Source organism: Pseudomonas sp. FG1 (genome assembly GCF_034313875.1).
In the GTDB taxonomy this organism is placed as follows: domain Bacteria; phylum Pseudomonadota; class Gammaproteobacteria; order Pseudomonadales; family Pseudomonadaceae; genus Aquipseudomonas; species Aquipseudomonas veronii.
This window is the reverse complement of record NZ_JAVIWP010000001.1, coordinates 2423793-2447381: the sequence shown is the minus strand read 5'-3', so window position 1 is coordinate 2447381 and position 23589 is coordinate 2423793. Positions and strand designations below refer to the sequence as shown.

At 61.3% G+C, this 23589-nt stretch carries 21 protein-coding genes; 7 read left to right on the top strand and 14 right to left on the bottom strand.

Features of this window, described 5'->3' with window-relative positions:
- Window positions 1-28: 28 nt before the first annotated feature.
- The 10 genes from tadA to lptF form a co-directional block, all read right to left on the bottom strand.
- Window positions 29-526 (bottom strand): tRNA adenosine(34) deaminase TadA, encoded by a 498-nt coding sequence (tadA, locus tag RGV59_RS11300; RefSeq protein WP_017844548.1) that lies wholly within the window; start codon window positions 524-526, stop codon window positions 29-31.
- Entirely contained in the window at window positions 526-1908 is a 1383-nt protein-coding gene (locus RGV59_RS11295; protein WP_102617542.1) for a multicopper oxidase family protein, read from the bottom strand. The genes tadA and RGV59_RS11295 overlap by 1 nt, the downstream gene beginning before the upstream one ends.
- 236 nt (window positions 1909-2144) lie before the next feature.
- Entirely contained in the window at window positions 2145-2888 is a 744-nt protein-coding gene (pdxJ, locus tag RGV59_RS11290; protein WP_017844546.1) for a pyridoxine 5'-phosphate synthase, read from the bottom strand.
- Between the two features lie 52 nt (window positions 2889-2940).
- Entirely contained in the window at window positions 2941-3630 is a 690-nt protein-coding gene (recO, locus tag RGV59_RS11285; protein ID WP_017844545.1) for a DNA repair protein RecO, read from the bottom strand.
- 155 nt (window positions 3631-3785) lie between these two features.
- Complete coding sequence (era, locus tag RGV59_RS11280; protein ID WP_003210432.1) at window positions 3786-4688, bottom strand: GTPase Era; 903 nt, start codon at window positions 4686-4688, stop codon at window positions 3786-3788.
- Window positions 4681-5370, bottom strand: a complete 690-nt coding sequence (gene rnc, locus RGV59_RS11275) for a ribonuclease III (protein WP_026139742.1) — start codon at window positions 5368-5370, stop codon at window positions 4681-4683. The genes era and rnc overlap by 8 nt, the downstream gene beginning before the upstream one ends.
- 147 nt (window positions 5371-5517) lie before the next feature.
- Window positions 5518-6372 carry a signal peptidase I gene (gene lepB / locus RGV59_RS11270; protein ID WP_102617532.1) on the bottom strand — a complete coding sequence of 285 codons (855 nt, stop codon included), beginning with the start codon at window positions 6370-6372 and terminating at the stop codon, window positions 5518-5520.
- 5 nt (window positions 6373-6377) lie between these two features.
- Window positions 6378-8177 (bottom strand): translation elongation factor 4, encoded by a 1800-nt coding sequence (gene lepA, locus RGV59_RS11265; protein WP_017844542.1) that lies wholly within the window; start codon window positions 8175-8177, stop codon window positions 6378-6380.
- Between the two features lie 151 nt (window positions 8178-8328).
- A complete protein-coding gene (lptG, locus tag RGV59_RS11260) occupies window positions 8329-9408 on the bottom strand; it encodes an LPS export ABC transporter permease LptG (protein ID WP_102617533.1) in 1080 nt (359 codons plus the stop codon).
- On the bottom strand, window positions 9401-10519 hold the full coding sequence (lptF, locus tag RGV59_RS11255) for an LPS export ABC transporter permease LptF (protein WP_126586205.1): 1119 nt from the start codon (window positions 10517-10519) through the stop codon (window positions 9401-9403). Before lptF ends, lptG begins: the two co-directional genes overlap by 8 nt.
- A 286-nt stretch (window positions 10520-10805) precedes the next feature.
- On the opposite strand from lptF, the gene RGV59_RS11250 reads away from it, so the two are divergent.
- From RGV59_RS11250 to rlmF, 5 genes are all read left to right on the top strand, one after another.
- Window positions 10806-12296: a leucyl aminopeptidase gene (locus RGV59_RS11250; protein WP_046488603.1), complete on the top strand. Its 1491-nt coding sequence runs from the start codon at window positions 10806-10808 to the stop codon at window positions 12294-12296.
- A 52-nt stretch (window positions 12297-12348) separates the two neighbouring features.
- Window positions 12349-12777 carry a DNA polymerase III subunit chi gene (locus RGV59_RS11245; protein WP_017844538.1) on the top strand — a complete coding sequence of 143 codons (429 nt, stop codon included), beginning with the start codon at window positions 12349-12351 and terminating at the stop codon, window positions 12775-12777.
- 7 nt (window positions 12778-12784) lie between these two features.
- Window positions 12785-13189 carry a DNA polymerase III subunit chi gene (locus tag RGV59_RS11240; protein ID WP_126586203.1) on the top strand — a complete coding sequence of 135 codons (405 nt, stop codon included), beginning with the start codon at window positions 12785-12787 and terminating at the stop codon, window positions 13187-13189.
- Window positions 13190-13363: 174 nt separating this feature from the next.
- Window positions 13364-16210, top strand: a complete 2847-nt coding sequence (locus tag RGV59_RS11235; protein ID WP_017844535.1) for a valine--tRNA ligase — start codon at window positions 13364-13366, stop codon at window positions 16208-16210.
- 156 nt (window positions 16211-16366) lie between these two features.
- Window positions 16367-17389, top strand: coding sequence for a 23S rRNA (adenine(1618)-N(6))-methyltransferase RlmF (gene rlmF, locus RGV59_RS11230; RefSeq protein ID WP_079442914.1), 1023 nt, complete (start codon window positions 16367-16369; stop codon window positions 17387-17389).
- A 67-nt stretch (window positions 17390-17456) separates the two neighbouring features.
- Here the strand turns inward: rlmF and RGV59_RS11225 are convergent, their stop codons facing one another.
- Window positions 17457-17738 (bottom strand): HU family DNA-binding protein, encoded by a 282-nt coding sequence (locus RGV59_RS11225; protein WP_003188840.1) that lies wholly within the window; start codon window positions 17736-17738, stop codon window positions 17457-17459.
- A gap of 397 nt (window positions 17739-18135) precedes the next feature.
- Here RGV59_RS11225 and yejK point away from each other — a divergent pair, with 397 nt between their 5' ends.
- Complete coding sequence (gene yejK, locus RGV59_RS11220; protein ID WP_126586201.1) at window positions 18136-19140, top strand: nucleoid-associated protein YejK; 1005 nt, start codon at window positions 18136-18138, stop codon at window positions 19138-19140.
- Window positions 19140-19490 carry a glutaredoxin family protein gene (locus RGV59_RS11215; RefSeq protein ID WP_017844532.1) on the top strand — a complete coding sequence of 117 codons (351 nt, stop codon included), beginning with the start codon at window positions 19140-19142 and terminating at the stop codon, window positions 19488-19490. Before yejK ends, RGV59_RS11215 begins: the two co-directional genes overlap by 1 nt.
- Window positions 19491-19544: 54 nt before the next feature.
- Here RGV59_RS11215 and RGV59_RS11210 read toward each other — a convergent pair whose 3' ends face one another.
- The 3 genes from RGV59_RS11210 to RGV59_RS11200 form a co-directional block, all read right to left on the bottom strand.
- Window positions 19545-21785, bottom strand: coding sequence for a TonB-dependent receptor (locus RGV59_RS11210; protein WP_102617536.1), 2241 nt, complete (start codon window positions 21783-21785; stop codon window positions 19545-19547).
- A gap of 250 nt (window positions 21786-22035) precedes the next feature.
- Window positions 22036-23013 (bottom strand): FecR family protein, encoded by a 978-nt coding sequence (locus tag RGV59_RS11205; protein WP_102617537.1) that lies wholly within the window; start codon window positions 23011-23013, stop codon window positions 22036-22038.
- On the bottom strand, window positions 23010-23588 hold the full coding sequence (locus RGV59_RS11200; protein ID WP_017844530.1) for an RNA polymerase sigma factor: 579 nt from the start codon (window positions 23586-23588) through the stop codon (window positions 23010-23012). Before RGV59_RS11200 ends, RGV59_RS11205 begins: the two co-directional genes overlap by 4 nt.
- Window position 23589: the final 1 nt, after the last annotated feature.

Sequence of the window (23589 nt, the reverse complement as noted above, 5' to 3'; positions counted from 1 at the left end):
CCCTCCCACATTTGTTCATCAGTGTTCTTTAGAGTGGCGGCTTAGCCCGGCGGGCCTTGAAGAACTCGCTCAACACCGCCCCGCATTCCTCGGCCAGTACCCCGCCTTCAAACAGCACCCGATGGTTGAGAAAGCCCTGGGTAAAAAACTGCCCCTGGCTTTGCACAATCCCCGCCTTCGGCTCCAGTGCGCCGTAGACCACCCGCGCAATGCGCGAATGCACGATCAGGCCCGCGCACATGCTGCACGGTTCCAGCGTCACATACAGCGTGCTGCCGGGCAGGCGATAGTTGCTCAGCGCCTGGGCGGCGGCGCGGATGGCGACCATTTCGGCGTGGGCGCTGGGGTCGTTGCCGCTGATCGGGCAATTGAAGCCACGGCCGATGATCACACCGTCCTGCACCAGCACCGCGCCCACCGGCACTTCGCCCAACGCCGCGCCCTGTGCCGCCAGGGCCAGGGCTTCGCGCATGAAGTCCTGGTCGCGGCTGCGGTCAATGATCGCCGTGGGGCGAAACTGGCGCATCACGCTACCTCGATGGCGGCCATCAGGCCGGTTTCCATGTGGTCGATCACATGGCAGTGGAACATCCACACGCCCGGGTTATCCGCCACCAGCGCGACGCGGGCACGTTCGTTCTTGCCCAGCAGGTAGGTGTCGGTGAAGTACGGAATCACCGTGTGGCGGTTCGAAGCGATCACCTTGAAGCTCATGCCGTGCAGGTGGATCGGGTGCTGGTATTGGGTCATGTTTTTCAGTTCGAAGATGTAGCTTTTGCCCTTCTCCAGCCTGGCAATCGGGCGGTCGGCGCAGGCCTTGTCGGTGATGTCCCAGGCCTGGCCGTTGATCTGCCACAGGCTCGGCGGTTTGCCGTTGTCGACGTTGACCGACACCGAACCGACCCATTCGAAATTGAAGTTGAGTTTCTCGGCGTTGGCCAGGTCCGGCTCGCTGATCGGATTGGCGGGCAGCGCCGGCGGCCATGCGCTTGGCGCGTCGGCGTTGGCCACCGAACGGAACGTGCCCAGGCGCACCGGGCCGTTGCGGATCGACAATTCTTCGCCCGCCGGCGGGGCCTTGATCGCCAGGCAGAGGCGCATGCCCGGGCCGAGCCAGTATTCCTTGCCCAAGGGGCGCGGCTCGATGGGGTTGCCGTCCAGCGCATAGATCTGCGCGTCGGCGTCGGGAATATTGAGGCGATAGGTCAGCGTGTTGTCGAGGTTGAGCAACCGCACGCGGGTGATCTGCCCGGCTGGCAAATCGATCACCGCCTGGGCCACGCCATTGATGGTCGACAGGCGCCCGGCCGTACCGCCACGCGCCGCTTCACGGGGCACGCTGAAGGCGACAAAGGCGCCCTCTTCGTCGACGTGCCAGCTTTTTAGGCTGAGGGTGCGTTCGTGCTTGAAACCGGTGGGTTCGCGCTCTTCCACGATCAGCGGGCCGACCAGGCCACGGCCGAGTTCTTCGCTGCTGTTCACATGGGGGTGATACCAGTAGCTGCCGGCGTCGGGCACGCGGAACTTGTAGTCGAAGTATTCGCCGGGCAACACCGGCAACTGCGAGACGTAGGGCACGCCGTCCATTTCCAGCGGCAGGCGGATGCCATGCCAATGGATGGTGGTGGCGACCGGCAGGTGGTTAATGAAACGCACCCGCAGCCATTCGCCCTGGCGCACGCGCAGCTCGGTGCCGGGGGCCGACGGGCCGAACGCCCAGGCTTGGGTCTTGTGCCCCGGCACCAGTTCCACATCGAGGGGCGCGGCGATCAGTTCGTAGTCATGTCCCGCCTCGGCCTCGGCGACTTTCCCCAGCCAGTAGCGGTAGCCGCCACCGGCACCGACGCCCACTACGGCCAGGCCGGCAAGACCACCCAGGATTTGTCGACGGGAAAAGGATCGGGACACAACAACCTCACGTATCTGCTGCGGGCCGAGGGCCTGCAAAGGGCAGATACGATACACCTGCGACGGCTAAACAGTAAGACTTCGCATTGCCGCATGCCAAAAACACCGAAGGCTAATGTGGGAGGGGCGGTGCGACGATTCGACTTGCCCCCGATTGCGGTGGGTCAGCTATAGATGAGTTGACTGACACATCGCTATCGGGGGCAAGCCCCTCCCACATTGGATCTTCATTGCTTTTAGTGTTTGGCAGCGGCCAGGATCAGGGCCTTCATCTCGGCGACCGCACCTTTGAAACCGACGAACAGCGCATGCGCCACCAGCGCATGGCCGATGTTCAGCTCGTTGATGCCCTTGATCGCCGCCACGGCTTCGACGTTGTGGTAATGCAGGCCATGGCCGGCGTTGACGATCAGGCCTTCACGCAGACCTTGGGCCACGCCGTCGATAATGCGCTGCAACTCGGCGGCGACTTCGCTCGGCGTGGTCGCATCGGCATAACGCCCGGTGTGCAATTCGATGGCCGGCGCACCGACCCGGTGCGCGGCTTCGATCTGGCGCTCGTCGGCGTCGATGAACAGCGAGACTTCGCTGCCGATCTGCGACAGACGCTCCACCGCAGCCTTGATCCGCGCTTCCTGGCCGGCCACGTCGAGGCCGCCTTCGGTGGTCAGCTCCTGGCGGGTCTCCGGCACCAGGCAGATATGCGCCGGGCGGATGCGCTCGGCGAAGGCCATCATTTCTTCGGTGACGCCCATTTCGAAGTTCATGCGAGTTTGCAGCACGTCCTTGAGCAGCAGCACGTCGCGCTCCTGGATGTGACGGCGGTCTTCGCGCAGGTGTACGGTGATGCCGTCGGCGCCCGCTTCTTCGGCGTCCAGCGCGGCTTTGACCGGGTCTGGGTAACGGGTGCCCCGGGCCTGGCGCAGCGTGGCGACGTGGTCGATATTGACGCCGAGAAGAATGCGATTGCTGGTGGTCACGGAAGCGCTCCTGAAAAGGGGAAAGAAACGCTGCACAGCATACACGGGGTTGTCAGGGCTTTCGAAACAACTCGCGACTGACCAGCGGCCGCCCGCCCAGATGCACGGCCAGGGCCTGGCGCATCAGGCGCTTGGCGGCGGACAAGGCGCCGGGGGCGCTCCAGTCGGCTTCGCTCATGGCCAGCAGCTCGGTGCCCTGGAACAGGCCGGGTTGCAGCAGGTACACACGCTCCAGGCCGGCGTCGACCTGCAGACGATACATGCCGTCGGCGGCAATGGGTTCGCCATGCAGGTCGTTACTCAGTTCGAAGCCATAGCCGAGGTCGTCGAGCAGGCGCCATTCGAACGCGCGCAACAGCGGCTCCAGGGGGCGGCCTTCGGCCAGGGCCAGCAGCGTCGCGGCATAGTGATCGAAGACCGCCGGGTGCGGGTCTTCGGCCGGCAGCAGGCGGATCAGCAATTCATTGAGATAGAGGCCACTGAACAGCGCTTCGCCATTGAGCCAGGCAGAGTTGCCGACGCTTTCCAGGCGGCCGACGTTTTTCAGCTCGCCCTTGCCACGAAACTCCACGTCCAGCGCCACGAATGGCCGCGCCAAAGTGCCCGCCTTGCCCCGCGCACTGCGCAACACCGCGCGCAGGCGACCTTGGGGCGTGAGGAAGTCCACCAAGGCGCTGGTCTCGCGGTAGGCGCGGCTGTGCAGCACGTAGGCGGGCTGGCTGGGAGGCGGGGTTGAGGACATGGGTTCTCGTTGCTGGAATGCACTAGTGAAAACGACACAAACCTAATGTGGGAGGGGGCTTGCCCCCGATGGCGGTGGCTCAGTCAAAATATTTAGTGACTGACACTCTGCTATCGGGGGCAAGCCCCTCCCACATTTTTTGCCCTGCGGTGTTCTTACAGGTCGCCGTAACCCAGGGAGCGCAATGCGCGCTCATCATCGGACCAGCCACCCTTCACCTTCACCCACAGGTTCAGCATGATCTTGGAATCGAACAGCAATTCCATGTCCTTGCGCGCTTCGGTGCCGATGCGCTTGATGCGCTCGCCCTTGTCGCCAATGATGATTTTCTTCTGGCCGTCACGTTCGACGAGGATCAGCGCATGGATATGCAGGGTTTTGCCCTGTTGCTTGAACTCTTCGATTTCGACGGTGATCTGGTACGGCAGCTCGGCGCCCATCTGGCGCATGATTTTCTCGCGTACCAGTTCGGCGGCGAGGAAACGGCTGCTGCGGTCGGTGATCTGGTCTTCCGGGAAGAAGTGCTCGTTCTCCGGCAGGTAGCCGGCGATCACGCGCTCCAGGGCTTCGAGGTTGTGCCCGTGCTGGGCCGAGATCGGCATGATCTGGGCATTCGGCAGTTGTTCCTGCAGCCAGCTCAGGTGCGGCATCAGTTCGGCTTTGTCTTCGATGCGGTCGGTCTTGTTCAGTGCGACGATCAACGGGCCGGTGACATATTGCACACGTTCGAGAACCATCTGGTCTTCGTCGGTCCACTTGGTGCGGTCGACCACGAAGATCACCACGTCGACGTCTTTCAACGCGGCCGAGGCGGTCTTGTTCATGTAGCGGTTCAGGGCTTTCTCGCCGCCTTTGTGCATGCCCGGGGTGTCGACGTAGACCGCTTGTACGGCGCCTTCGGTCTTGATGCCCAGCATGTTGTGGCGGGTGGTCTGCGGCTTGCGTGAGGTGATCGCAAGCTTCTGGCCGAGGATGTGGTTGAGCAGCGTGGACTTGCCCACGTTGGGACGGCCGACGATGGCGACATAGCCACAGCGTGTTGCGGTTGAATCAGTCATGGCCATTCTCCACGCCCAGGGCAATCAGTGCTGCAGCGGCCGCTACCTGTTCGGCAATACGACGGCTCACACCCTGACCTCGGCTTTTTTCATTCAATAAGGTGATTTCACATTCCACGAAAAAGACGCGGCAATGGGGCTCACCCTGGATATCCACCACTTCGTAGCGTGGCAGTTCGCACCCGCGGGACTGCAGGAATTCCTGCAGGCGGGTCTTGGGATCTTTGTTGGTATCGACCAGGGTCAGGGTTTCGATCTCGGACGTCAGCCAGGCGGTGACGCGCGCCTTGGCCGCTTCCATGCCCGCATCCAGATAGATGGCGCCGATCAGCGCTTCAAGGGCGTCGGCCAGGATCGACTCGCGACGGAAACCGCCGCTTTTCAACTCACCGGAGCCCAGGCGCAGGTACTCGCCCAGGCCAAAACCACGGGCCAGCACGGCCAGGGTCTCGCCCTTCACCAGCCGCGCACGCAAGCGCGACAACTGGCCTTCACGGGCTTGCGGGAAGCGTTCGAAGAGCGCTTCACCGGCAACGAAATTGAGGATGGCGTCACCGAGGAATTCCAGGCGTTCGTTGTTACGCCCAGCAAAACTGCGGTGTGTGAGGGCAAGGACCATCAGTTCCTGGTCCTTGAAGGTGTAGCCGAGCAGGTGCTCGAGACGGCTTAGAGAAACGCTCACGGTTTACCCATATCTGTTTGGTGGCACCGGCGGCCATCGACGATTGACGCAGTGTTCAAATTCAAATCCTGATTGGTGCTGCATGAGGCCGGAAATTGTCCCAGCCCCAGAAAAGCATTCGGCGCTGTGATCACAGCGCCGTCTGTATTACTTGATCAGCCCGACCCGCGAGAAGTTCGGCAGGTGGCTGAGCTTGGGTTCCGGCCAGCTCATCCAGACCGCGAAGGCCTTGCCGACGATATTCTGGTCGGGAACCATGCCCAGCAGTTCCTTGGGAATGGTGGGGTCATCCCAATAGCGGCTGTCGTTGGAGTTGTCGCGGTTGTCGCCCATCATGAAGTAGTGCCCGGCCGGCACTTTCCATTCGCCATCGGGCATTGCGCGGTAGCGGCTCATTTCCTTGCGGATTTCGTGCTCCACCGCACCGAGTTTTTCCTGATACAGCTCGGCACTGCCCAGGGTGTTCGGCTCGGTGCCCAGCAGCTTCTCGGCCACCGACTCACCGTTGATGAACAGGCGCTTGTCGCTGGTGTAGCGAATCACGTCACCCGGCAGGCCGACCACACGCTTGATGTAGTTGACGTTCGGATCGCTCGGGTAGCGGAACACCATCACATCGCCGCGCTGCGGGTCACCGATCTCGATGACTTTCTTGTCGATCACCGGCAAGCGGATCCCGTAGGAAAACTTGTTCACCAGGATGAAGTCGCCCACGTCCAGGGTCGGTTTCATCGACCCCGACGGAATCTGGAACGGCTCCACCAGGAACGAACGCAGTACCAGCACGATGAACAGCACCGGAAAGAACGATTTGCCGTATTCAACCAGCAAAGGCTCTTTGTTCAGCTTCTCGATCACCACGACATCGGGCTGGCTGACGCTGCCCTGATAGGACGCGATAGCCGCCCGCCGACGCGGGGCGAAGAACACCAGATCGAGCAACGCCAGGAGTCCGCAAACGGCAACGGCGATGACCAGCAACAGCGGGAAATTTAGCGACATAGGACCTAACTATCCAACCTGAGCACCGCAAGGAAGGCTTCTTGTGGAATTTCCACGTTGCCCACTTGCTTCATGCGTTTTTTACCGGCCTTTTGCTTCTCAAGCAGCTTGCGCTTACGGCTGACGTCGCCACCGTAGCATTTGGCCAGTACGTTCTTTCTGAGTGCCTTGACGGAAGTCCGCGCAATGATCTGCCCGCCGATGGCGGCCTGGATCGCGACGTCGAACATCTGGCGCGGAATCAGTTCTTTCATCTTCTCGGTCAACTGTCGACCTTTGTAGTGCGCGTTGTCCTTGTGCACGATCAGTGCCAGGGCATCGACCTTGTCGCCGTTGATCAACACATCCAGTTTCACCAGATTAGCCGATTGGTAACGATCGAAATGGTAATCCAGCGAAGCATAGCCGCGACTGGTGGATTTGAGACGGTCGAAGAAGTCCAGGACCACTTCGTTCATCGGCAAATCGTAGGTCACTTGTACCTGGGTTCCGAGGAACAGCATGTCGTGCTGGATGCCGCGCTTCTCGATACACAGGGTAATGACGTTGCCCAGGTGCTCCTGCGGCACAAGAATATTGGCGCGCACGATCGGCTCACGCATGTCTTCGATGGAAGACAGGTCCGGGAGCTTGGACGGGTTGTCGACGTAAATCGTTTCACCGTTTTTCAGCAACAGCTCAAAAATAACGGTTGGCGCGGTGGTGATCAGGTCCAGGTCGTATTCGCGCTCAAGGCGCTCCTGGATGATCTCCATGTGCAGCATGCCGAGGAAGCCGCAACGGAAGCCGAAGCCCAGGGCGTCGGAGCTTTCCGGGGTGTACTGCAACGACGAGTCGTTGAGGGTCAGCTTCTGCAGGGCTTCGCGGAAGTCTTCGAAGTCGTCGGAACTGACCGGGAACAGGCCGGCGTAGACCTGCGGCTGGATGCGTTTGAAGCCCGGCAGCACGTCGACGTCAGGGGTGCTGCTCAAGGTCAGGGTGTCACCCACCGGCGCGCCGTGGATGTCCTTGATGCCGGCGATGATGAAGCCGACTTCACCGGCTTTCAGATCAACGGTGGCAGTATGCTTCGGGTTGAACACACCGACGCTGTCCACCAGGTGGATCTTGCCGGTGGACTTGACCAGGATCTTGTCGCCTTTCTTCACACGGCCATGGCGCACGCGCACCAGGGAGACAACCCCCAGGTAGTTGTCGAACCAGGAGTCGATGATCAACGCCTGCAGCGGATCTTCGATGTTGCCGGTAGGCGCGGGGATGGTCTTGACCAGGCGCTCGAGCACTTCGTCGACGCCCAGGCCGGTCTTGGCGCTGCACTCGACGGCATCGGTGGCGTCAATGCCGATGATTTTTTCGATTTCTTCCTTCACGCGGTCCGGATCGGCCTGCGGCAGGTCGATCTTGTTCAGCACCGGCATGACTTCCAGGCCTTGCTCGATGGCGGTGTAGCAGTTGGCCACGGACTGGGCTTCGACGCCCTGCCCCGCGTCCACCACCAGCAGCGCGCCTTCGCAGGCCGCCAGGGAACGGCTGACTTCATAGGTGAAGTCGACGTGGCCGGGGGTGTCGATGAAGTTCAGCTGGTACTTGATACCGTCTTTGGCGGTGTAGTACAGAGTCACGCTGTGGGCCTTGATGGTGATCCCGCGCTCGCGCTCGAGGTCCATGGAGTCCAGTACCTGGGCTTCCATTTCACGCTCGGCAAGGCCGCCGCACATCTGGATGAATCGATCGGCCAGCGTCGACTTGCCATGGTCAATGTGGGCGATGATGGAGAAATTGCGGATATGACTCAAATCACTCACGGATCAACACTCAAAAAGGCTGCAGGCAGACTGCCCGCTGAAAAATAGCCGGGAATTGTACCTGATGCTCGGGCAGGACGTCATCTTTGCTGACCAGAACAAAAATGCCCCGATCTCTCGAACGGGGCATTTTTTGCTCATAAGCGCAGGCTCACCCGGCGCGGCGCAGCAGCCAGAACCCGGCCAGGGCGCAGATCGCGGTCGGCACCAGCACCGCAAACAGCGGCGAGAAGCCGAACACCAGGCTCGACGGGCCAAGCAAATCCTGGGCAATACGGAAGGCAAAGCCCACCAGCACGCCGGTAAAGACCCGCTGACCGAGGGTCACGGAGCGCAACGGGCCGAAGATGAATGAGATCGCCATCAGCACCAGCGCGGCGGTGACCACCGGCTGCAGCACCTTGACCCAGAACGCCAGCCAGTAGCGACCGTTGCTCAGTCCCTGGTCCTTGAGGTAGTGGATATAGCTCCACAGCCCGGAGATCGGCAGGCTTTCCGGGATCATCACTACCGTATTGAGCAGTTCCGGCTTCAGGGCGATGTCCCATTGCTCGGTCGGCACATTGATCACTTCGGTGCTGGCCTTGGTGCCCTGGCCGACATTGCGGAAGTAGGTGGTGGTGACGTCGGTCAGTTGCCATTGCTCGGCGCTGTATTGGGCGCGCTTGGCGAAACTGGAGGACAACATGTGGCGTTCTTTGTCGAACGTGTAGCGCGTCACACCAATCAGCAGGCCGTCGGGCTGCACGGCGTTGATGTGGATGAATTCATCACCCTGACGGTGCCACAGGCCGTGCCTGGCGCTTTGCGCATCGCCCGAACCCTGGGCCAGGGCACGATTGGCCTGGGCAGTGGCTTCGGACGGTGGCGCCACGTACTCGCCGATCAGCACGCTGCACGCCATCAGCAACAGCATCGGTTTCATGACGGCCCAGACGATACGGCCGATGGAAACCCCGGCCGCACGCATGATCGTCAGCTCGCTGTTGCTGGCCAGGCTGCCGAGGCCGATCAGGCAGCCGATCAGCGCAGCCATCGGCATCATGTCGTAGAGACGACGCGGCGCGGTCAATGCCACGTAGCTCATCACGTCCCACACGGTATACGTGTCGGTGACGTTACCCACTTCATCGATAAAGGCGAACAACGACGCCAACCCGAGAATGATGCCCAACACCGCCAGGATGGCGATCAGTACGCTGCTACCAATGTAGCGATCGAGCTTAGCCACGAGCCAACTCCTTCTGGCCAAGACGGCTCTTCATTTTCAGACGGATAGGTTCCCAGTAGAGCAGCCCGAGGCCGATCATCAGGAAGACCCCGTGTACCCACCACAGGCCCAGCGTCGGTGACAGCTTGCCCTTTTCCAGGGAGCCACGAGCGGAGATCAGGATGGTCAGGTAGGCCATGTACAGCAGGATCGCCGGCAGCAGCTTGAGGAAGCGGCCCTGGCGCGGGTTGACGCGGGACAACGGCACGGCCATCAGGGTCACGATGAACACCAGCAACGGCAGGGAAATACGCCATTGCAGCTCGGCGATGGAGCGCAACTCCGTGCTGCCCAACAGCGCCTGGGTCGGGATCGCATCGCGGTCGGTGACCTCGTTGCTGATGTCCGGGCGGGCGAGCATCACGCCATAGGTGTCGTACTTGATGGCGCGGTAATCGGCCTGGCCGGGGCTGCCGTCATAGCGATAGCCGTTTTCCAGGATCAGGTATCGGCTGCCGTCGGGGCGCACTTCCTGGCGCCCGGAATCGGCGACCAGGACGGAGATGCCACGGTCTTTCTTGTCCTGCCCCAGGCGTTTCTCGGAGATGAACACCCCGCCGAGGTTGGCGCGGTCGTCAGTGAGGGTTTCGGTGTAGGTCACCCGTGTACCGTCACTGAGTGCCTGGAAGCGGCCCGGTTCGAGGGTGTCGAACTCGGTCATGGCGTCCTGTTTGTTCAGCACCAGTTCGAACTGCATGGCGCCCTGGGGGGCCAGGCTCAGGCTCAGCCAGGCGACGATCAGCGCCACGCCGGCGGCCGGGATCATGGTCATGCCCAGCAGGCGTTGCTGGCTCATGCCGGTGGCCGAGAGCACGGTCATTTCGCTTTCAAGGTACAGCCGGCCATAGGCCAGCAGAATCCCGAGGAACAGGCCCAACGGCAGGATCAGTTGCAAAAAGCCCGGCAGACGAAAGCCCATGATCAGGAACAGTGAGCCGGGGTCCAGAGCACCGGAAGCAGCCTGGGCCAGGTATTTGACGAAACGACCACTCATGATGATGACCAGCAATACCGCGCTCACGGCACTCAGGGTCAACAGGACTTCGCGGGACAGATAACGGAAGACAATCAAACCAGACACTCCAGGGTTGTCAGGCTAAGGCGGCCAAACAAGCAAGCATAACGAGTCGGCCCGTTTAAACAGGCCGGCTAAAAAGATTGCGCATTATCCTGTGATTGACCGCGCCTGTCACGGAGCTTACTCATGCGCGTACACAAAGCCTGCGGCAAGGGTTGTCAGGCTCCGCCGCCGAGGTTCAAACTGCGGCCTTTGTCGCTGGCGGTTTACACGGCTGCCAGGCTTTAAAAGCCGGAGCACACAGACTCCAGGCTCACAGACCTTTATAAGGGACCCGAACATGGAATTGGTTGTAAAAAGCGTTAGCCCCGAAACGTTGAAAACCGCCACCCTCGTGGTCGCTGTCGGCGAAGGCCGCAAGCTCGGCGTTGCGGCCAAACAACTCGACGAACTGAGCGGCGGCGCCATCAGCGCGGTCCTCAAGCGCGGCGACCTGGCCGGCAAGGTCGGCCAGAGCCTGCTGCTGCAAAGCCTGCCGAACCTGAAGGCCGAGCGCGTATTGCTGGTGGGCGTGGGCAAGGACGCCGAACTCGGCGACCGCCCGTTCCGCAAGATCATCAGCGGCATTCTCACCACCCTCAAGGGCCTGGGCGGCAGCGACGCGACGCTGGCACTCGATGAAATCGTGGTCAAGGGCCGTGACAGCTATGGCAAGACCCGCCTGCTGGCCGAAAGCCTGCTCGACGGCGGCTACATCTTCGAGCAGTTCAAGAGCCAGAAAGCCGAACCGCGTGCCTTGAAGAAAGTCACCCTGCTGACCATCAAGGCCGCCCAGGCCGAAGTCGAACGCGCCGTGAGCCACGCCCAGGCCATCGCCGCTGGCATGTCGTTCACCCGCGACCTCGGCAACCTGCCGCCGAACATCTGCCACCCGACCTACCTGGGCGAGCAGGCCAAGGCGCTGGGCAAGGAATTCAAAAGCCTGAAAGTCGAAGTGCTGGATGAGAAGAAGATCAAGGAACTGGGCATGGGCTCGTTCTATGCGGTCGGCCAGGGCAGCGACCAGCCGCCACGCCTGATCGTGATGCAATACAACGGCGGCAAGAAGGCCGAGAAGCCTTACGCCCTGGTCGGTAAAGGCATCACCTTCGACACCGGCGGCATCAGCCTCAAGCCGGGCCTGGGCATGGATGAGATGAAGTACGACATGGGCGGCGCCGCCAGCGTGTTCGGCACCCTGCGCGCAGTGCTGGAGCTCAAGCTGCCGATCAACCTGGTGTGCATCCTGGCCTGCGCCGAGAACATGCCGAGCGGCGGCGCGGCCCGTCCGGGCGATATCGTCACCACCCTGAGCGGCCAGACCGTCGAAATCCTCAACACCGACGCCGAAGGCCGCCTGGTGCTGTGCGATGCGCTGACCTACGCCGAACGCTTCAAGCCACAGGCGGTGATCGACATCGCCACCCTGACCGGTGCCTGCATCGTCGCCCTCGGCTCCCACACTTCGGGCCTGCTGGGCAACAACGACGAGTTGATCGAGCAACTGCTCAGCGCCGGCAAGGCCGCCGACGACCGCGCCTGGCAACTGCCGCTGTTCGATGAGTACCAGGAACAGCTGGACAGCCCATTCGCCGACATCGCCAACATCGGCGGCCCGAAAGCCGGCACCATCACTGCAGCCTGCTTCCTGTCGCGGTTCGCCAAGAACTTCAACTGGGCGCACCTGGACATCGCCGGCACCGCCTGGACCAGCGGCGGCAAGGACAAGGGCGCTACCGGCCGTCCGGTGCCTCTGCTGACCCAGTACCTGCTGGATCGCGCCAAGGCCTGAAAACCGTGACTCCGGGGCGGCGTTACCGCCGCCCCGGGCTCCAGGAACCGCAATGACCCAAGTTGACTTCTATATACTGCCCAGCGCCGATCCGCTCGCGCGCCTGGACTTTGCCTGCAAACTCACCGAAAAAGCCTGGCGCATGGGCCACCGCATCTACCTGCATTGCAGCGATGCCGCCCAACGCGACGAGCTCGACGCACGCCTGTGGCGCTTCAAGGGCGAAAGTTTCGTGCCCCACGGCCCCGCAGAAGCTGAACCCGACGGCCAGGTGGTCCTGGGCGTGGGCGACAGCTGCGGCGATCACCATGACCTGCTGGTCAACCTCGACCTGAAAGTCCCGGCCTTTGCCAAGGCGTTCGCCCGTGTGGCGGAAGTGGTGGTGGAAGATCCGGCTATTCGTCAGGCCGCGCGGGAGAGTTTCCGTTTCTATCGCGAACAGGGCTATCCTTTGCAGGATCACCGGCTACAACGACTTTGAGTGCATGATGGACACCCCGAACACGATAAAAAAAGACGGCCACCTGTTGGACGACCTGGAGTCGATCCGTCAGTTGCTGGGTGATGACAACCTTCAACCGCCGTTATTGACAGAAACCGTCAATGGCGACGTGCAGATCCCCTTGTTGTTCGACATGGTCGGCGCCAAGCCGGTTGAACCGCTCGAACCGCAACCTGCGCCGGCCCCACCGGTTGTCGAAGCGGCACCCGCTGCCGCGCCTGCCGAAAAAACCCCGGATGCCTTCCTGCTGCACCTGGACAACGAACTGCGCGCCGCCGCGCAACTGATCATGCAAGACGTGATCGACGACTTCGCCCCGCATATCGAAACCGAGATCAAGCGCCGGATGGATGCGCGGATGGAACGGTTGCTCAGCCAGTACCAGAATTAGCGCCCCTGTAGGAGCGAGCTTGCTCGCGAAAATCGTCAATGATGGCGCGGACATCCTGAATGAACGCGCGGCCCTTCAGGTTTTCGCGAGCAAGCTCGCTCCTACCCCTCGCCCCTATCCCCCGTTATACTTGCCGGCTTTCCTGAATTAATGCCAACTAGGGTCCCGCCGCGCATGGATAAGACCTACCAGCCGCACGCTATTGAAACTTCCTGGTACCAGACCTGGGAGTCCGAGAATTATTTCGCCCCGCAAGGCGCGGGCGATTCCTACACCATCATGATTCCGCCACCGAACGTCACTGGCAGCCTGCACATGGGCCATGGCTTCAACAATGCGATCATGGATGCGTTGATCCGTTTCCGCCGCATGCAGGGCCGCAACACCCTGTGGCAACCGGGCACCGACCACGCCGGTATCGCCACGCAGATGCTGGTGGAGCGCCAACTCGAAGCCACCGGCCAGAGCCGTCACGACCTGGGCCGCGAGAAATTCCTGGAGAAAGTCTGGGAATGGAAGGATCAGTCCGGCGGCAACATCAGCCGTCAGATCCGTCGCCTGGGTTCGTCCGTCGACTGGAGCCGCGAGCGCTTCACCATGGACGACGGCCTGTCGGAAGCCGTGAAAGAAGCCTTCGTGCGCCTGCATGAAGACGGCCTGATCTACCGCGGCAAGCGCCTGGTCAATTGGGACACCAAGCTGCACACGGCGATTTCCGACCTCGAAGTGGAAAACCACGACGAGAAAGGCTTCCTGTGGAACCTCAAGTACCCGCTGGCTGACGGCGCCAAGACCGCTGAAGGCCACGACTACCTGATCGTCGCCACCACCCGTCCGGAAACCATGCTCGGCGATGCCGCCGTGGCCGTGAACCCGAACGATGAGCGCTATCAGGCCCTGATCGGCAAGTTCGTCGAGCTGCCGCTGGTCGGCCGCCGCATCCCGATCATCGCCGACGACTACTGCGACCCCGAATTCGGCACCGGCTGCGTGAAAATCACCCCGGCCCACGATTTCAACGACTACGAAGTCGGCAAGCGCCACAACCTGCCGCTGCTGAACATCTTCGACAAGAATGCCGCCGTACTGCCGGCCTGCCAGGTCTTCAATCTGGACGGCACGCTGAACGAGAGCATCGACGGCAAGATCCCGGCCGAATACGTCGGCCTCGACCGTTTCGAAGCACGCAAGCAGATCGTTGCCGCCTTCGACGCCGCCGGCCTGCTGGTCAGCGTCGACGACCACAACCTGAAAGTGCCGAAGGGCGACCGCTCCGGCACCATCATCGAACCGTGGCTGACCGACCAGTGGTACGTGTCTACCAAGCCGCTGGCTGAGCCTGCGATTGCAGCCGTGGAAGATGGCCGCATCCAGTTCGTGCCTAAACAGTATGAAAACATGTACTTCTCGTGGATGCGCGACATCCAGGACTGGTGCATCAGCCGTCAGCTGTGGTGGGGCCACCGCATTCCGGCCTGGTACGACGAGTCGGGCAAGGTCTATGTCGGCCGCGACGAAGCCGAAGTGCGCGCCAAGCACAACCTCGGCCCGGACGTAGCGCTGCAGCAGGACAATGACGTACTGGACACCTGGTTCAGCTCGGGCCTGTGGACCTTCTCTACCCTGGGCTGGCCGCAGCAGACCGAGTTCCTGAAGACATTCCACTCCACCGACGTGCTGGTCACCGGCTTCGACATCATTTTCTTCTGGGTTGCCCGGATGATCATGCTGACCATGCACCTGGTGAAGAACGAAGACGGCACGCCGCAAGTACCGTTCAAGACCGTGTACGTCCATGGCCTGGTGCGTGATGGCCAGGGCCAGAAGATGTCCAAGTCCAAGGGCAACGTTCTGGACCCGCTGGACATCATCGACGGCATCGACCTGGAAACCCTGGTGCAGAAACGCACCTCGGGCCTGATGCAGCCGAAACTGGCGAAGAAGATCGAGAAGCAGACCCGCGACGAGTTCGCCGACGGCATCGCCAGCTACGGCACCGACGCCCTGCGCTTCACCTTCTGCTCGCTGGCGTCCACCGGTCGCGACATCAAGTTCGACATGGGCCGCGTCGAAGGCTATCGCAACTTCTGCAACAAGATCTGGAACGCGGCGCGCTACGTCCTGGATAAAGGCGAAGACTGCGGGCAGAACGGCGAAGAAGTCGAACTGACCCTGGCCGACCGCTGGATCATCTCGCAACTGCAGCGTACCGAAGCCGAAGTGACCCGCCAACTCGACCAGTTCCGTTTCGACCTGGCTGCACAGGCCTTGTACGAGTTCATCTGGAACCAGTATTGCGACTGGTACCTGGAACTGTCCAAGCCGGTGCTGTGGGACGAGAACGCGCCGATCGAACGTCAGCGCGGCACCCGTCGCACCCTGGTGCGCGTCCTCGAAGTGGCACTGCGCCTGGCGCACCCATTCATGCCGTTCATCACCGAAGAAATCTGGCAGCGCCTCGCGCCGCTGGCCGGTATCCAAGGCAAGACCATCATGCTGCAACCTTGGCCAGTGGCCAACGAAGCCCGCATCGATGAGGCTGCCGAAAGCGATATCGAATGGCTCAAGACCCTGATGCTCGGCACGCGCAACATCCGCGCCGAGATGAACATCGGCCCGGGCAAGCCACTGGCGGTGTTCGTGAAGAACGCCAGCGCCGAAGACCAGCGTCGTCTCAGCGAAAACGATGCGCTGCTCAAGAAGCTGGCCAAGCTCGAATCGATCACCGTATTGGCGGATGACGCCGAAGCGCCACTGTCGGCGACCGCACTGGTCGGCGACATGGAAGTGCTGGTGCCGATGGCCGGCCTGATCGACAAAGGCGCGGAACTGGCCCGTCTCGACAAGGAAATTGCACGCCTGCAAGGCGAAGTGCAGCGGGTCGGCGGCAAGCTGTCCAACGCGGCATTCGTCGACAAGGCACCGGCTGAAGTAATCGACAAAGAACGCGCCAAACTGGCCGAGGCCGAACAGGCCCTGGGCAAGCTGGCGGAGCAACATGCGCGGATTTCCAGCCTGTAAGGGCTAGCCGTGTGAAAAAAGAGACCTGCGGGTCTCTTTTTTTTCCTTTGCAAACCCGATCAATGTGGGAGGGGGCAAGCTCCCTCCCACATTTGATCGAGTTGACCTCAGGATGTGTGACAATGCCCACCACTTTGAGCCAACACCAGAATCATCATGACCGCCCCCAGCACACCGAAACCTCCGCGCAAGAAGCCCAAGACCGCCACCACGGCCAAACCCGTCGTGCCGCGCAAAGAGGCCAGCCTGCACCCGCGCAACCGCCACCAGGGCCGTTACGACTTCCCGGCGCTGATCAAGACCACGCCGGAACTGGCGCAATTCGTGATCATCAACCCCTACGGCAAGGAAAGCATCGACTTCGCCAGCCCGGACGCCGTGCGCGTATTCAACCGGGCGCTGTTGAAGTCCTTCTATGGCGTGCAGCATTGGGACATCCCGGCGGATTACCTGTGCCCGCCGGTGCCGGGGCGTGCCGACTACGTCCACTTCCTCGCCGACCTGCTGGCCAGTGTCAATGACGGCGAAATTCCCCGCGGCGCGCCGGTCAAGGTGCTGGACATCGGCATGGGCGCCAACTGCGTCTACCCGCTGATCGGCTACAGCGAATACCGCTGGCACTTCCTCGGTTCGGAAGTCGACCCTACTGCCGTCGCCGCCGCCAAGGCCATCGTGCAGTCCAACGGCCTGAACAAGGCGATCCAGCTACGCCAGCAAAGCAACCCCAAACAGATCCTGCTGGGCCTGCTGGAACCGGGCGAGCGCTTTGACCTGACCATGTGCAACCCGCCGTTCCACGCGTCCATGGACGAGGCCACCAAAGGCAGCGAACGCAAATGGCGCGCCCTGGGCAAGGCTGACCCAAAACGCAAGTTGCCGGTGCTGAACTTCGGCGGCCAATCGGCCGAACTGTGGTGTGAAGGCGGTGAAGCGCGCTTCGTGACGCAATTGATCGCCGAGAGCGCGCACTTTGCCCACAAGGTGTTGTGGTTCAGCACCCTGGTGTCGAAAGCCTCGAACCTGCCCGCGATCGAGACCGCGCTGAGAAAAGCCGGCGTGCTGCAAAGCCAGGTGGTGGAAATGTCCCAGGGCCAGAAACAGAGCCGCTTTGTCGCCTGGACCTTCCAGACCCCGTCCGAGCAGCAGGTATGGCGCCAGCGCTGGGCGCGCAAAGACTGAGCCTAAATCCCGGGCAACAAAAAACCGTGCCCGGATCGCTCCGGCGCACGGTTTTTTTTGCTGCGTCTTACTTGTTAACAGCGTCGGTCAGGCCTTTGGCCACAACCAGCTTGATAACTTTCTTGGCAGCGATTTCGATGGCAGCGCCAGTCGAAGGGTTACGGCCAGTACGGGCAGGACGCTCGGTCACTTTCAGTTTGCCAACGCCTGGCAGAGTGATTTCGCCGCCGTTTTCCAGCTGATCAGCAACAACTTGGCTCAGTTGGTCCAGCAGAGCGCGCACGGTGGTTTTCGGTGCGTCTACTGCTTCAGCCAGGTCAGCGATCAGTTGGTCTTTAGTAATAGCCATTGTGGTGTTCCTTCCCTATCAAATTCATATGGATTGCAGAGTGCAGTGTCAGCCGTCGAGCCCGACCGTCAAGGCCTGGCATCCCCGGCTATAACCTCGGAGATCGGGGTTATAGATGCTTGAAACGAGGATTGGTTCGACCTGACAAATACTGAATGCACGCTTAACGCCGAGTCTTGGGCGTAAGACCGGGCAAAACTAGCACAGAGACGGGGAAATATCCGCTTCTACCTACCCATTTGGTCAGCTTTATCGCTCTAAACCGTGAAAAAAAGGCATATGGCCCGTCAGAGGCCTTCCAAAACACCTTCAAAGCACGTCTTGGCCAATGGGTGCGGTACACTGGGCGACTTTTCGGGGAGGCCAACCGCTCCCCTATCAACCAGCCGAGAAGCCTATGCCGATCCGTCATTGCATCGTCCACCTGATCGACAAAAAACCCGACGGCACACCCGCAGTTCTCCACGCCCGCGACTCCGAACTTGCCGAGTCGACCGCGATCGAGAACATGCTTGCCGACCTCAACGAGAGCTACAACGCCAAACAAGGCAAGGCCTGGGGTTTCTTCCATGCCGAGTCGGGCGCGCACCCGTTCAGCGGCTGGTTGAAGGAGTATTTCGACGGTGGCCAGGATTTCACCACGTTCAGCCGCACCGCCGTCGAACACCTGCAGAAGCTGATGGAAGAGTCCAACCTGTCCACCGGCGGCCACGTGCTGTTTGCCCACTACCAGCAAGGCATGACCGACTACCTGGCCATCGCCCTGCTGCACCACAGCGAAGGCGTGGCGGTCACCGACGAACTGGACGTAACGCCATCGCGCCACCTGGACCTGGGCCAGTTGCACCTGGCGGCGCGGATCAACGTGTCCGAGTGGCAGAACAACAAGCAGTCCAAGCAGTACATCTCGTTCATCAAGGGCAAGAACGGCAAGAAAGTCTCGGAGTACTTCCGCGACTTCATCGGCTGCCAGGAAGGCGTCGACGGCCCGGGCGAAACGCGCACCCTGCTCAAGGCGTTCAGCGACTTCGTTGAAAGCGAGGACCTGCCGGACGAAACCGCCCGCGAAAAGACCAAGACCCTGGTGGACTACGCCAGCAGCCAGGCCAAGCTCGGCGAGCCGATGGGCCTGGAAGAATTGTCGGGGCTGATCGATGAAGATCGGCCTAAGGCGTTTTATGACCACATCCGCAACAAGGACTATGGGCTGTCGCCGGAGATCCCGGCCGACAAACGCACCCTCAACCAGTTCCGCCGCTTCACCGGGCGCGCCGAAGGGCTGTCGATCAGCTTTGAAGCGCACCTGCTGGGCGACAAGATCGAGTACGACGAAGCCGCCGGCACCTTGATCATCAAGGGCCTGCCGACCCAACTGACCGACCAGCTCAAGCGCCGCAACTGATGCTCGGCGGGGTCCTTAAAAAAGTCCTGCTGGTGTTGCTGGTGGTGGTGGCGATCCAGAACTGGGGCAAGGTCGAACGGCTGTTCAACCCGTCCCAGGTGGTCCCGGAGCAAACGCGGGCTTCGGCGCGCGTGGTGCTCTACTCCACCGAGTGGTGTGGCTACTGCAAACAGATCCGCCGCTTCCTCGACCAGAAAGGCATTCCGTACCAGGCGCTCGATATCGAAAAAGACGCCCAGGCGCGCAAGGCCTATGAAGCGTTGGGCGGCGGCGGGATTCCGTTCGTGGACGTGAATGGCACGTTGATTCGCGATTACAGCCCCGAGAAGATCATGGCGGCGCTGAAGTAACCTATCGATCAACTGCAGGCGAGCAAGCCCGCCCGCATCGACGCGAGAGTCCGCTTAGAAATTCGCCTCCAACGACACCATCGCCGTACGCTCCTCACCGACGTTGTAGTACGCCGTGCTCGCCCCCAGACCGTTGACCGGTGCCGAGTTGAACGAGACTGTGCGTACCGAACTCAGGTACTCCTTGTCGAACACGTTGAGCATCGAAAAGCGCAGGGCCGCCGACTTGATGACCTTCTTGTCCACCGGCAAATAAATACCTGCGTTGAGGTCAAATACCGTGCGCCCGTCGATTTTTTCGTTGTTGGTCAAATCGCCATAGAAACTGCCCACGTATTTACCGGCGATGTTGCCGTAGAAACGTGAGTCGTCATATCCGAACACCAGGTTGAACATGTTTTTCGGCACGTTCGCCAGTTGCTTGCCCGAAGTCGGCAGCAATGCGTTCTTGCTGACAAAGTCGTCTTGCTGTTCAGACTGGGTGTAGGTGTAGGAGGCGTAGTAGTTGAAATTGTGCGGCAACAAACCACTCCACTCCAACTCCAGCCCCTTGTTATTGACGCTGCCGACGTTGGCCATCACGAAGTCACCGTTCAGGTCGGTGGTCGACAGCTGGCGGTCTTTGAAGGTGATGTAGAACAGCGTTGCGCTCAACGCCATGGCATCTTCGGTGTAGCGCCAGCCCAGTTCCTGGTTCCAGCTCAATTCAGGCTTGAGACTCAGGGAGTCACCTTTGTTGTACAGCACATAGTTAGGCGGTGTACGCATATTACGTGTGACGTTGTAGAACGCCTGGTTGCTGTCATCGACCTGGTATTTGGCGCTGAAGTTGGGCAAGAACTGATGGTAGCGCGCGTTCCTTTTCTCCGGTTTGTCGTACAGGCTGCCCAGGTTGTTGCCGTCACGCTCGACGTACTGATAGGCCAGACCACCGACAAAACTCAAGTCCGGTGTGGCTTGCCAGTTGTCCTGAACCCATAGTTTCTGCGCTGGGGTGACGGTGTAGTAGTGACGGCCTTGGACGGTTTTACCGTTCTTGTCGACGACTTGGCCACCGTCGTTGTAGTCACCCCACACATCATCGGGTGCGCCCTCGCTATTGATCCCGATAAATGGCTGAGTCTGGCGCTGGCGAGCACGTTCATACCAGTAACCGTAGTCCAGGCTATGTTGTTCGTTGATGTCCCATTTCAATTTCGCGGTAACGCCGGGGCGCCAGGTCTCGGTCCATGAGGGGCGGTAGTAGTTAGCCGATTTGAGATTGCTCAGGTCGTAGTTGCCGCCCTTATCCGAGCGGGGTCCCAGGTTCGAAGCGGTCTGGCCGCTGAAACTGCCTCCGTTGGACCAGTAGTAATAAGGTGTGACCGTCAGCAATAGGTCATCACGCAGACGCCAGCGCTGGGTGAGCGTCGCATTGACGCTTTCGAATGGGTTGCGGTTGAGTTTGTAGGATGCTGACAACAGCCCCGACTTGTAAATTGGCGTCTCGGGGTAATCTTTACGCCGCCCCTCTTGCTCGAACTGCGCCTTGCTCAAGCTGTTGTAGTTGTAGTTTTCCTGATTGTTGTACTTCAGCGTGGCAAGGGTCGAGTTGCCGCTGTCATCTTCGAACAAGCCGCTCCACTCGACTTTGTCACTGCGTAAGGTGCCTTTGCCACGCCACTTGTCGCCCTCCAGGTGGGAGGCCGACACCCAACTCTTGAAACCGCCCAGCTCGCCGGTATTGACCCGCGCAAAGGTCTTACGCAAGTCATTGGCGCCGATGGTCTGTTTGATGAAGGCCCCCGACTCTTTGGTCGGCCGCAGGGTGATCATGCCGATGTTGCCGCCACTGGAACCAATGTGCGGGCCGTCGGCTTCCGAAGAGCCCTGAGTCGCAAACACTTCGGCGAGGTTTTCCGAGTCCCCCATCTGGTTGGAATAGACGCCATAGCTACCCGAGTCGTTGATCGGCACGCCGTCGACGGAAACCCCGACTTGATCGGAGTTCATACCGCGCATGGTGAAATTGGTGCCGCTGGTACCGCTCGCGTCATCGCTGGAAACGTTGATCCCCGGCGTGTACTTGAGCTTGTCGATGGCGTTGGCCGTCGGCGACATTTCGTCCATGGCCTCCTTGGTTACCGTCGACCGCGCCTTGGCGCTTTCCTCTCGAATCATGTGGCCATTGCCGAGGTTTTGTTTGCCGGTGATATTCACCAAACCGACATCCTGGGCGTCGTCCGCCAGAATCAGCGGCGCAAAGCCGCCCAAGCCCGATGCTAAAAGCAGGGCATAAAGATTGTTGTAGTTCACGTGTAGATCCTTTACCTGCATTGTTCTGTTATATGAGGGCAGTTGCGTCGGAACCGGGATGACAGGCGACGCTTATCTTCCTGACCACTTGCTCAGGAACCAGGGGATGATCCACACCGCGTGTAACCGTTTGGTGACAGGTTTTGGCGATTGGAATGAAGGTTCAGTGAAAGGCCGCCAGGCACTGGTTTGCAGATGTCTGGCTGGAAAGGGGTGGGGGAATACCGGAAAAGCGCGGTCCGACGTGTACCTAACGCACCACGATCAGCCGCCCCAGCAGCGTGTGCTGCTCGAACCCCAGCACCGCTTGCAAGCCATTCAGCACGGCTAGCGGATCGTTGCTCGGGAAGCTGCCGCTGACACGCCGGGAGCCCACTTCGTCGTTGAGCAGCAGGATGCGCCCAGGGTAGTAACGCTGCAGATCCTCGATCACCTCGGCCAGCGGTGCCTTGTAGTAGTTGAGCCAGCCGTCGCGCCAGGCCAGGCGTGATTCGCTGTCGACCGCGTGCCGGGGCTCGGCCACGCCCTCGGCGTAGCTCATTTGCTGGCCCGCCGTAAGAATTTGCTGCGCACCCTGCTTGGCCGGCGTGACGCCAACCCGCCCCGACAACACTGTCACCTGCGCGCCCGCCGGTTGCAGACGCACTTCGAACTGCGTGCCCAGCACCCGTGTTTCACCACTGCCCGCGCCCACCACAAATGCCGCGCCGGTGTGAGTCACGCTGAAAAAGCCCGCGCCGCGCCGCAGTTGGACATGCCGCTCACCCTGGCTGAAATCCACGGCGATGGCGCTGTCGGCATCCAGGGTGACGCGGGATTGATCGGCCAGGGTCACGGTTTTCACCTCGCCCGGCGCCGTCACGTAGTCCGCCCCCAGGTCATCGACCCAGCGCGACGGTTGCCAGCCGCCGCCCATGCACACCATCAACACCAGGCACGCGGCCATGGCCAGGGCGCCCACCCCGCGCATGGCCCGTGAGCGCTGCGAGGTGTGCATCGCATTCAGGTAGCCCTGTAAGGCCAACGCGTCTTCGTCCGCCAGTTTACGCGCCGGCACTTCGCTCAACTCCCATAGCACCTGGGCCTGGGAATAGGCCTCGACGTGTGCCGGATCGGCCCGCAGCCAAAGGCTGAAGGTGGCCTGGTCGCCGCTGCTGGGCTGGTCGTGCAACAGGCTCAGCCAGGCCAGTGCGGCCTGTTGCTGGTCGGGCGTGGGAGTGACGTTCACGGTGCTTTCCCTGGCGTGCGTGGAGGCGATGGCTCGCGAAGGCTGGCTTTGCAGGCTTCGAGGGCACGCATCATATGTTTTTCCACGGCACTTTGGGACAGCCCCATGGCCTTGGCGATTTGCGCGTATTTGCGGCCATGGATGCGGTTGAGCAGGAAGATCTGGCGGGTGCGCTCGGGCAAGCTGCGCAAGGCCGCCTCGACGTGGCGCAGGTCGTTGCCGGCCTCCAGTGCAGCCTGGGGTTCGGAGCCTTGATTGTCCTGCTGCTCGGGCAACCAGCCTTCGTTGCTGCGCACCCGCGCGCCTTCGCTGCGCAGGTGGTCGATGGCGATATTGCCGGCGCAGCGCAGCAGGTACGTGCTGAGCTCTTCGACCTGCACCAGCGGCCGGCGCCAGAAGCGCAGGAACAAGTCCTGCACTAGGTCGGCTGCAGTGGCACGACAGCCCACGCGCCGGCTGACCAGCGCTTCCATCTGCGAACGCTGGGACAAAAACACCTGCAGGAAATGCGCGCGCCCACCCGCCGCGTCCGCGTGCGGGCTGTCCTGGGGTTCCGGTGGCGTACTGATCATCATG

Coding starts and splice junctions, on each gene's coding strand:
- tadA (WP_017844548.1), bottom strand. CDS start 526: ATGCGCCAGTTTCGCCCCACGGCGATCATTGACCGCAGCCGCGACCAG.
- recO (WP_017844545.1), bottom strand. CDS start 3,630: ATGTCCTCAACCCCGCCTCCCAGCCAGCCCGCCTACGTGCTGCACAGC.
- era (WP_003210432.1), bottom strand. CDS start 4,688: ATGACTGATTCAACCGCAACACGCTGTGGCTATGTCGCCATCGTCGGC.
- lepB (WP_102617532.1), bottom strand. CDS start 6,372: ATGTCGCTAAATTTCCCGCTGTTGCTGGTCATCGCCGTTGCCGTTTGC.
- RGV59_RS11250 (WP_046488603.1), top strand. CDS start 10,806: ATGGAATTGGTTGTAAAAAGCGTTAGCCCCGAAACGTTGAAAACCGCC.
- RGV59_RS11245 (WP_017844538.1), top strand. CDS start 12,349: ATGACCCAAGTTGACTTCTATATACTGCCCAGCGCCGATCCGCTCGCG.
- RGV59_RS11240 (WP_126586203.1), top strand. CDS start 12,785: ATGGACACCCCGAACACGATAAAAAAAGACGGCCACCTGTTGGACGAC.
- RGV59_RS11235 (WP_017844535.1), top strand. CDS start 13,364: ATGGATAAGACCTACCAGCCGCACGCTATTGAAACTTCCTGGTACCAG.
- rlmF (WP_079442914.1), top strand. CDS start 16,367: ATGACCGCCCCCAGCACACCGAAACCTCCGCGCAAGAAGCCCAAGACC.
- RGV59_RS11225 (WP_003188840.1), bottom strand. CDS start 17,738: ATGGCTATTACTAAAGACCAACTGATCGCTGACCTGGCTGAAGCAGTA.
- yejK (WP_126586201.1), top strand. CDS start 18,136: ATGCCGATCCGTCATTGCATCGTCCACCTGATCGACAAAAAACCCGAC.
- RGV59_RS11215 (WP_017844532.1), top strand. CDS start 19,140: ATGCTCGGCGGGGTCCTTAAAAAAGTCCTGCTGGTGTTGCTGGTGGTG.
- RGV59_RS11200 (WP_017844530.1), bottom strand. CDS start 23,588: ATGATGATCAGTACGCCACCGGAACCCCAGGACAGCCCGCACGCGGAC.